Raw genomic sequence first — 8,989 nt, 5'->3', positions numbered from 1 at the left:
TGACCGTCTTTTACAACATAGTCAACATCGTTCTGATAGAGAAGGTGCGCGCGAAGCGCCTGTGTAAAGTAGTGTAAAAATTCAAAGTTTTGCTCGTCCTGGAGTTTTGTTCCTGGCTGAATCAAATTGTGCTGATGAAGAATCTTTTCGATATGATCCATGCCCTTGTCTGTAAAGGAAACTCTTTTTGATTTTTCATCAATTTTGTAGTCGCCTTCCATTGCGGCACGCTCTTCCGGAGTCATCTGAACTTCGTCCGGATAGTCGTCCGTCGCAGGGTCTTTTGCAACTTCGGTAAATTCGCCGACATATTTGTCAACTTCGTAATATTTGTAAGTGTCGTCTTCTCCAGCGCCAGAAATAATAAGAGGGGTTCTGGCTTCATCAATGAGGATGGAGTCGATTTCGTCTACGATACAATAGTTGAATCCACGCTGGACTTTTTGTTTAAGCTCAACCTGCATGTTGTCGCGCAGGTAGTCAAAGCCGAATTCATTGTTTGTTCCGTAAGTGACGTCGCAGGCATAAGCTTCGCGGCGGGCCGCATTGTCCATATTAGAAAGAATCGCGCCGACAGTACAACCGAGGTAGGCAAAAACCGGGCGCATTGTGTTTGCGTCGCGTTCTGCAAGGTAATCGTTTACAGTAACGACATGCACGCCTTTTCCAGAAAGCGCGTTCAGATACGAAGGAGCAACGGCAACAAGAGTTTTACCTTCACCAGTCTTCATTTCTGTAATGCGGCCCATGTGCAGGTTGATAGAGCCCATAACCTGAACGTCATAAGCGCGCTCGCCTCTTACACGGAAAGCAGCTTCGCGGCAAAGAGCAAAGGCTTCTGGAAGAATATCATCAAGCGACTCACCTTTTGCAAGGCGTTCCTTAAAAATCTGTGTCTGTTTTGGAAAGTCTTCTGCGGCCAGAGATTTTGCCCATTCTTCTTTTGCATTGACCTGTTCAACGATTGGTCTTAACTTTTTTACATCACGGTCATTCTGAGAACCGAAAATTGCAGTGAAAATTTTGTCTAACATAATGTTTATAGTATAATAAAAAAACTGCTTAAAGAATAGAAAAAAAACGCAAAAAATTGACCAATGCCGATTTTTTTAACGAAATGGACGGCAGTTTGCGTTCTAACCGGCCTTGCGCAGTTCCGCTTTTGCTCCATTGGCTATGCCAACGCTGCGCGCTGCTCCAGTCCGGCGTAAGTTTTGCCGTATCAGATACATTGACGGTCTTTGCTCAATTTTATATTCTTTTTTTTACAATGCAAAGAAAAATTTCAAAAATATGTTTTTTTACCTTTCTGGCTTTAAGTTTTTTAAGCGCGTTTTCGTGCGCCCGCTCAAATTCTGTGGCTTCGATTAACGAAAAAGACCTTTTTACAATAAATTACGGCAGTTTTGAAGACGAGTTAAATCTCTTTAACTTAAGTACATCCGGCTCAATAAACACGTTTATGACTATGCACGACGGTTTTTTTTATATTGCAAACGGCGAGTCAAAAAAAATCCTCGAGCTTAATTCCTATGGCGAGCTTCTGACTCTTTATTACAACAGCGAATACACAAAAACTCCTTCTTTTGCAGACAAGACTTCTGTAAATTCAACTAAAAAAGCGGTTGAATATCCTTTTAACACTCTTGGCCCTCTTGCGGTAGATTCCAACAAATGCCTTTACGCAGTTGACACTCTTCCTGCGGAGCGCCAGGAAAACGACATAGAAAACAGGCTTCTCTTAAGCTACATTGTCCTGCGTTTTAACAGCGATGGAACTTTTATTGATTATCTTGGACAGCAGGGGCCAGGCGGAACTCCGTTTCCGTTTATAAAAAATATCTATGCCACAAAAAACAACGAGCTTGTTGTTGTATGCGAATCGAACGAAGGACCTCTTGTCTACTGGTTCAATTCTTCCGGCTTTTTGCTTTATTCGGTTCCGTTTAACGAAAAACTTGTTCCAAAGCTTAAGGACTTAAATGATTCTGAAAATATAAATTTTATTTCGATTGAAAATGTAATTCCTGACAGCGTTTCCCGAAAACTCTATGTCCAGGTAAATTATTTTCAAAACTATCTCGATCCGGCTACAAAAGTACAGTCGGGCATCGATTTTGAAAAAACAATGCTTTATCCTCTCAACGTAGAAACCGGACTTTATGAAGAAGGGCTTGATATTCCTCCTCACGAGGAATCGGTTTCGGAAAATCTGAGCAAAGAAGTTTTTTCTATTCCTTTTGACTTTTTGGGCGTTACAGACGGAGGCTGGTTTTTCTTTTCTGTTCCGACAGAAAAAGGCTATTTGATTCAGATGGTGCAGCCGAGCGGACAGAAAATTTTAAAACGCTCGCTTCCAGTTGAGCACAGCGAGATTCTGTATTATTCGCTTGGACTCAGCGGAAACGGAATTATAAGCGCTCTTTACATAAAAAAAGAAAAGGCCGAAATCGTATGGTGGCGCACAGATTCTCTTGTTTCTTCATTTATGAACTAGAATGAATTAAAAACGCGGTTTTTGGAAGAATTATGGATTTTAGCAGAAAAAAAGAAGCCAGAGGCGAAAGCGAGGAAGACAAAATGGTCTTTTACTACAGTCGCGAAGAAAGGCTAAAAAATGCTCCTCAAGAAGTGCAGAACCTTTACGACGGAACATTTAAGGTTTTTAAGCCGGGACTTTTTAAGGCTCTTGTTTCGACAAAAACAAACAGGCTTGTCTTTATGGCGCTCATAATCTGCTTTTTACTCGTAGTTTTTCTTGGATTTTTTAACAGGCAAAACGAAAATATTTTGGGCGGAGTTCCCATTGAGCTTACAGCCTTTTCCTTTGAAGAAACTGTCTACGTGAGCGTAAAATTTGAAGAGCCGTCAAAAAAATACAAAATTGAAAATCCGCTGAATTTTGATGTGGGCATTGAATTTCTGGATGCGCAAAAAAATGTTGTTGAAAAGCGCGTGGAACTGAATATTTATAACGGGAATGAAAATTTTTTACGGACAACTATCCATGATTATGATATATTTTATATAAATGTAGAAATTTTTCTTGATGGAAAATCCGTCAATTTAAAATGTCCAGTTGAAAAACGCTAAAAATTTTACGGAGAACTTAAAAAAGCCAATCATAAAACTGAAGTTTTAATCTTGACTTTCTATAGGAGTTAAAAAATGTTACAGATTTATTTTCTTTCGATTTTATTGAATGTTGTTGCAGGTCTTATTCTTGTTTATGCCACCGACTTTACAGCAAAAAAAAGCGAAGCGGCAGAAGAAATTGATGCAGAAAATCATGATTCTGAAGTTGAAAAAAATTCTAGTGATTCGACAGAAAGCGAAGACGATTCTGTTTTTGACAAAAAGCTTCAGTTTGCAATCAATTCAAAAGGTACTTTTTTTGACGATATGACTTTCCGGCTTGTAGTTGCAATTTTGTCCGGACTTACTGGAATCTTAAAGCTTCTTTCGGCAGTTCAGAACGATGTTCCTGTAATTGGAGATTTGATTCCTGCTGTTGCCGGACTTGCGGCCTGCTTTGCGCTTTTAATTGAATTCTATATTCAAAAGTCAAATGTTGAATTAAAATTTCCGGCGTTTTTAACGACTGTTTTTATAGGCGGAAGAAAATATCTTGGAATTTTCTGCATAATTGCCGGAGTCCTGCATTTTATCTTTCCACGTGTTCTTTTTCTGTAAAAAACTGATTTTATTGGAGCTATATAAAAAAAATGAATAAAAAATCGATTGCCTGCATTGCTTTTAACGAAAAAAAAGTTTTTATTGCACATAGAAATCCTGTCGGGCAGATGGGCGGCCGCTGGGAATTTCCGGGCGGAAAAGTTGAAGACGGGGAAACGGACGAGCAGTCGATAATCCGCGAATTTGAAGAAGAATTCGGCGTAAGGGTGAGTGTCGATAAAAAAATTGCGGAAGCGACGTTTAAGCATAACGGCGACGATTTTTCTTTGCATGCGTATCTTATACATCTTCCGCACGACGGAATGACGGAAAAATTTAATTTGACAGAACACACCGAGTACCGCTGGGCTGAGCTTGCAGAGATTCCGACTTTGAATTTTGTAGATTCTGACTTGCTTATTTATCCTCAGATTTGCAAGTTTTTGGCAGACAGCCTTTAATATTGAAGATTTGCCAGGTTTTATCGATGAAAAAAAATTTTCTTTTTTGCGCGTTTATTTTTGGTTCTTTAGTTTTTATTTCCTGCTCAAAAAAAAATGAAAAAATTCAATTTGACAGCCTTGAACCTATGGCGATTGAACCTGGAGTTGAATGGCTTTTGGTAACTTCTCCTTATACAGCCTGCCATAAAGAAGCCGGATATGAAAATCCTGTCGAAAGTTATTTGCGCCGTGGCGAAATCAGGGTTGTAGAAGGAAGCTCGACAGTAAAAATTGACGATAATTACGAAAAATGGTTTTTTGTAAAGGAAGGCTGGATTCCTGAAAACTGCGCAAAAATTTTTTCAAATAAATTGCGTGCGCAGACTGCTAAAAGCGAACTGCGCTAGAGTGTGTGCGTGCAAGCACGCTGCGAGATTTTGCTGGCGCAAAACTCGGATTTGAACTGTTCGCTAAAAGCGAACCGCGCTAGAGAGTGTGCGTGCAGGCACGCTGCGAGATTTTGCTTACGCAAAACTCGGATTTGAACTGTTCGCTAAAGCGAACCGCGCTAGAGGATGGAGCGGTGAGCGTAGCGAAAACAAAGGCTTGCCTTTGGTCGGAGGCGAAAGCCGTAGCCGCGGAATACTCGGTCTGCCTTATGGCAGAAGCGCCCGTAAAATTATAAATAAAACTGAAATTTAACGACACTTAAGAAGTTTACTATTTATTAAATTTTATAAAAATGGTATTACATAACTATGGACAGCAAAAAAGTTCTGGAAAAGTTGCTTGACTCTTTTAAAAGATACTACGACTTGAATACTGAAAATCCTGTCAGCCCTTTTGTTGCGACTGCGGAATTTCATTCTCACACGGAGCAGTACATGCTCTTGAAAATCGCGCATCTTTCGGACATTTATACTCATGAGTACGTTTATTTTGCGCTCGAAAAAGAATTGTCGGCCGAGCGTTTGGCGGAACTTGCAGAGCTTGCCTGGAACGACGGAATTTCAAAGGTTAAGCCGGTTGAAGGGCACAAAACTTCTGACGTTACTTTGATTGTGCTTGCTGAAAAAACTTGTGGCGAAGTTCTGAAAACTTGCAGAAAAATAAAAAAGCACAAATCTTATAATTTTACTTTTCGGGGATGGAGTGATTTGAGACTGGCTGTAATGGATCTTTCTTGCGGAAGTTTTGCGGTAAATAGGCTTGCAGGGCATTTGAAGAAGGTCTTTAAGCAAATTATTTTTATTTAATAAAAATTGCCTTGATTTTGAACTGCTCAGTTTTGACGGTTTTTAGGTGATTTTTGAAAAAAGTTTTTTTCCAATGGAGGGAAAAGATTATGACAGCTTTATTGATTATTATTGCTGCTCTTGCTTTGCTTTTTGCCGGATATGTTTTTTATGGCGCTTATCTGGCAAAACAGTGGGGAATTGATCCTAAAAAATCAACTCCGGCGAATTTTATGCCTGACGGCGTTGACTATGTTGAGACAAAGCCTGCCGTTTTGATGGGACACCATTTTTCTTCGATTGCTGGCGCAGGCCCGATTAACGGTCCGATTATGGCCGCAGTTTTTGGCTGGGTTCCTGTATTTTTGTGGTGCGTTATTGGCGGTATTTTCTTTGGCGGTTTGCAAGATTACGGTTCGCTCTTTGCTTCAATCCGCAACGAAGGAAAATCAATTGGCGAGATTATCAAAACATCGATGGGAAAATTTGCTAAAAAACTGTTCATTATTTTTTCGCTTCTCGTTTTGATTCTTGTAATTGCTTCGTTTGTAAATGTTGTAGCAAGCACTTTCTTTACTCCAGCCCTTACTGCGCAGCAGGTTGCAGACGGAGTAAAAGAAGCCGGTCTTTTTGTTCTTCATCCTACTGAAAACCAGACGACTGCAATGATTTCTGTCTGCTTTATTATTCTTGCTGTAATCTACGGACTTGCTACAAACCGCTTTGGTGTAAAAACTCTTCCTGCGACAATCGCCGGAATTATTGCAATTGTTGGAATTATTGTTCTTGGGTTGAATGTTGGTCTTGGCGGCGGACGCGTAACTTGGATTGTTGTTATTGCCCTTTACATTGCCCTGGCTTCTCTTATTCCTGTATGGATTATGCTGCAGCCTCGCGACTATCTTTCTTCGTTCTTGCTTTATGCAATGATTCTTCTTGCTCTTGCCGGAATCGTAGTTTCTGCCTTTACCGGCTCAGCTCGCGGTGTTCATTTTGAGCTTCCTGCTTTTACAGGCTGGACACAGTCAATCGGACATATGTTCCCGGCTCTCTTTATTACAGTTGCCTGCGGCGCTTGCTCTGGCTTCCATTCTCTTATTGCTTCTGGAACTACTTCTAAGCAGCTTGATGCTGAACAGAACGCAAGGCCAATCGCTTACGGTTCTATGCTGATTGAGTCTGCTCTTGGTGTAATTTCTTTGATTGCTCTTGGCATGGTTTCTGGAAAATTTATGCACGTAGAAAACGGAATATGGTCGTTTAATGGTTCTCCTGCCACAGCTTTTGGAAACGGAATTGCAATTATGTTCGGAGATTCTTCGACACGAATTTATAGAATAATCAATGCGCTTTTGACGCTTTCTATTTCTGTATTTGCGCTTACAAGCCTTGATTCTGCAACTAGACTTTCGCGTTTTATGTTCTCGGAACTCTTCTTGAATGAAGATGAAAAAACATGGAAAGATGCAAAATCTCCAGTCCGCAAAATCCTTGCAAATCCGTTTTTTGGAACAACAATGATGGTTGTGATTGGTTCAATCCTTGGAGGACTTAAACTATCTGCAATTTGGTCGCTGTTTGGCTCTGCAAACCAGCTTCTTGCAGGAATTGCTCTTCTTGCAGTTGCGGCATGGCTTGGAAAAGCCGGTAAAAACAATAAAATGTTCTTTATTCCAATGGCATTTATGTTGGCTGCGACTTTGACACAGCTTATCTTTACTGTTGTTGGAAAAATCTCTGCAATGGTAAGACACGCGCCAAACGCAATGCATTGGGGCAACTGGTTCCAGCTTATATTTGCGTTTGCAATGGCGGTTTTGGCAATCGTGCTTGTGGTTGAAGGTGTAAAAACTTTCGTAGCCCAGCACAACGCTAAAAAAGCCAATGCCTAGGCTGTAAAAAAATAAAAATAAAAATAATAAAAATCAAAAATCCCCGGCTCTCCTTAAATAAAAAGGGAAGAGCCGGGGATTTTTTTTACGCTAAGTTAGAAAAAAATGCGTTAATGAAAGGTTTGAGCGGAAAATTTACCCCGGACAAGAGTGGCGGCGTAGCCGTTGCGGAACGGAGCAATGCGAAGTGCGGCAATGAAGCCGAAAGGCGGAACCACGGCTGGCCGGATATGACGGAAAATTGCGGTTCAAATTTAAAATCTTTGCATAATCTTGACATTTTCAATAAAAAGTCTTGAAACGCTGACTGTAGGATTGTCTTATCAAAAAAACGGAGGAGACGGAATAGATGCTTGAGCGTTGAAGTCCGTTGTTTTTTAGAATCCAAAACGTTTTTTTGATAAGGAAAAAACTATGAAAAGACTTACAGTTGTTATCGGTGTTGCTGCTTTGGTTTCGGCAGGACTTTTTGCGCAGGAATTGGCTTCTTCTCCGATTTCAGATGCTGGCGCTGCAGCTGGATTGAATGTCCAGAACGAGGCTGCTCCGGCTGACGACGGCGTTCTTTCGGCTCAGGAAATTTCAAAGTCGATTGAGGAAGTTGACGGAATCAAGGTTTTTGCAGAAGTCCTCAAAAATTCTTCTGACACAGTTGCTTCTGTAGTTTCGGCTTCTGGCGTTACTGTTCTTGCTCCGGTTGACACAGTTGCTGATTCTGAAAAAATTTCAAAGAACATTGCCGACTACATTGTTCCTGAAAAACTTACAAAGGAAAATTTGGAATCAAAAAATTCTGTTCAGACTCTTTCTGGAAAAGTTCTTCCAGTCGAAGTTTCCGACACTGCGATTCTGATTGACAATGTTGAGATTTCGGATTTTTCTTCCAGCGCGGATGACAAGGTTGCTGTCTGCCGTCTTTCAGGAGATTTCAGCGAGAAAAGCCTTGCGCTTGCTGAGTAGAAAAAAATTGGGAAACATTACTGTCATTCCCTTGCTTGACAAGGGAATCTGTTTAGAAATTATCCGGTCAAGCCGGATAATGACAAAGTAATATGTCAGATAATGAAATTAAAACTATAAATAAGAGGAAGAAAAAATGAAAACAACAAAGAAAATTTTTATCGCCGTATCAATGGTTGCGTTTGCCGCAATGATGTTCTCTTGCGCCGGAACGAAAAAAACAGAAGCTGCTGTAGATTCAAATGCTGCTGCACAGGAAAATGTTCCTGAAACTTCTTTTTCTGAAACAAAAGCCTTAGAAACACAAAACTCACAGGCTGCCAGTGACAATGCAGATTCTGCTGCTCCGACAGAAAATGTTCCTGCTGAAAATACGCAGGCAGGAGAGGAGGGGGCTCTGTAAAATAATAATACTTGAAAGTTCATATTTAACCGTTGTTTCTTTAGCAGGACTAAATATGTCTCCGTTTTAGCCCTGCTTTTTTTATTTGTCTTGAAACCGTTTTTTTGTATTTGTATAATTTTTAATGAGAATTTTTTATGGAGACTTAAGAAAAAATGAAATCATCTCGTTTTTTTTGTTTGGCGTTTGCATCTTTTTTTATTTTTGGAGGCGCAGAAGTTTTTCCGCAAAACACGGTTTCAGTTTCAAAAAATACATTGGCTACCTCTCCTGAATTCAGCGGCTCGCCGGTTTCCGTCACAGAATACCGCGGGGCTTCTCCAGACACGTTAAAAAAATACAGCGTTCTTGAATTTGCGGACGGGCGGATTTTTAAGGAAA

11 protein-coding genes are annotated in these 8,989 nt (G+C 40.4%); 10 read left to right on the top strand and 1 reads right to left on the bottom strand.

The window, feature by feature from the left end:
- A partial coding sequence (locus B2X33_RS02205; protein ID WP_349675706.1) for a preprotein translocase subunit SecA occupies positions 1–1,034 on the bottom strand: 1,034 nt, incomplete at its 3' end.
- A gap of 236 nt (positions 1,035–1,270) precedes the next feature.
- Here B2X33_RS02205 and B2X33_RS02200 point away from each other — a divergent pair.
- From B2X33_RS02200 to B2X33_RS02155, 10 genes are all read left to right on the top strand, one after another.
- Positions 1,271–2,497, top strand: coding sequence for an LIC_12708 family protein (locus B2X33_RS02200; RefSeq protein WP_298740438.1), 1,227 nt, complete (start codon positions 1,271–1,273; stop codon positions 2,495–2,497).
- Between the two features lie 32 nt (positions 2,498–2,529).
- A complete protein-coding gene (locus B2X33_RS02195) occupies positions 2,530–3,093 on the top strand; it encodes a hypothetical protein (RefSeq protein ID WP_296019639.1) in 564 nt (187 codons plus the stop codon).
- Positions 3,094–3,168: 75 nt separating this feature from the next.
- Positions 3,169–3,693, top strand: a complete 525-nt coding sequence (locus B2X33_RS02190) for a hypothetical protein (RefSeq protein ID WP_296667288.1) — start codon at positions 3,169–3,171, stop codon at positions 3,691–3,693.
- A gap of 32 nt (positions 3,694–3,725) precedes the next feature.
- The gene (locus B2X33_RS02185) at positions 3,726–4,136 is read left to right on the top strand and encodes a (deoxy)nucleoside triphosphate pyrophosphohydrolase (RefSeq protein WP_296019636.1); all 411 of its coding nucleotides are present in this window, start codon (positions 3,726–3,728) and stop codon (positions 4,134–4,136) included.
- A 26-nt stretch (positions 4,137–4,162) separates the two neighbouring features.
- Positions 4,163–4,525, top strand: a complete 363-nt coding sequence (locus tag B2X33_RS02180; RefSeq protein ID WP_296667286.1) for a hypothetical protein — start codon at positions 4,163–4,165, stop codon at positions 4,523–4,525.
- 351 nt (positions 4,526–4,876) lie between these two features.
- The gene (locus tag B2X33_RS02175; protein WP_296667285.1) at positions 4,877–5,374 is read left to right on the top strand and encodes a DUF8052 family protein; all 498 of its coding nucleotides are present in this window, start codon (positions 4,877–4,879) and stop codon (positions 5,372–5,374) included.
- Between the two features lie 89 nt (positions 5,375–5,463).
- Positions 5,464–7,245, top strand: a complete 1,782-nt coding sequence (locus B2X33_RS02170) for a carbon starvation CstA family protein (RefSeq protein WP_296667283.1) — start codon at positions 5,464–5,466, stop codon at positions 7,243–7,245.
- Positions 7,246–7,659: 414 nt separating this feature from the next.
- Positions 7,660–8,205 (top strand): fasciclin domain-containing protein, encoded by a 546-nt coding sequence (locus tag B2X33_RS02165; RefSeq protein ID WP_296667278.1) that lies wholly within the window; start codon positions 7,660–7,662, stop codon positions 8,203–8,205.
- 136 nt (positions 8,206–8,341) lie between these two features.
- The gene (locus tag B2X33_RS02160; protein WP_296667276.1) at positions 8,342–8,608 is read left to right on the top strand and encodes a hypothetical protein; all 267 of its coding nucleotides are present in this window, start codon (positions 8,342–8,344) and stop codon (positions 8,606–8,608) included.
- Between the two features lie 155 nt (positions 8,609–8,763).
- Positions 8,764–8,989: hypothetical protein (locus tag B2X33_RS02155; protein ID WP_296667274.1), on the top strand; the 226-nt coding region annotated here is incomplete at its 3' end.

The sequence above is a fragment of the Treponema sp. UBA785 genome, from assembly GCF_002297065.1.
Taxonomy (GTDB): domain Bacteria; phylum Spirochaetota; class Spirochaetia; order Treponematales; family Treponemataceae; genus Treponema_D.
Note: the sequence above shows the minus strand (reverse complement) of the source record. Positions and strands in the feature narration are given on the sequence as shown.

Bases quoted from the DNA above. Each gene is read 5' to 3' on its own strand.
- B2X33_RS02200 (WP_298740438.1), top strand. From the start codon at position 1,271: ATGCAAAGAAAAATTTCAAAAATATGTTTTTTTACCTTTCTGGCTTTA.
- B2X33_RS02195 (WP_296019639.1), top strand. From the start codon at position 2,530: ATGGATTTTAGCAGAAAAAAAGAAGCCAGAGGCGAAAGCGAGGAAGAC.
- B2X33_RS02190 (WP_296667288.1), top strand. From the start codon at position 3,169: ATGTTACAGATTTATTTTCTTTCGATTTTATTGAATGTTGTTGCAGGT.
- B2X33_RS02185 (WP_296019636.1), top strand. From the start codon at position 3,726: ATGAATAAAAAATCGATTGCCTGCATTGCTTTTAACGAAAAAAAAGTT.
- B2X33_RS02180 (WP_296667286.1), top strand. From the start codon at position 4,163: ATGAAAAAAAATTTTCTTTTTTGCGCGTTTATTTTTGGTTCTTTAGTT.
- B2X33_RS02175 (WP_296667285.1), top strand. From the start codon at position 4,877: ATGGACAGCAAAAAAGTTCTGGAAAAGTTGCTTGACTCTTTTAAAAGA.
- B2X33_RS02170 (WP_296667283.1), top strand. From the start codon at position 5,464: ATGACAGCTTTATTGATTATTATTGCTGCTCTTGCTTTGCTTTTTGCC.
- B2X33_RS02165 (WP_296667278.1), top strand. From the start codon at position 7,660: ATGAAAAGACTTACAGTTGTTATCGGTGTTGCTGCTTTGGTTTCGGCA.
- B2X33_RS02160 (WP_296667276.1), top strand. From the start codon at position 8,342: ATGAAAACAACAAAGAAAATTTTTATCGCCGTATCAATGGTTGCGTTT.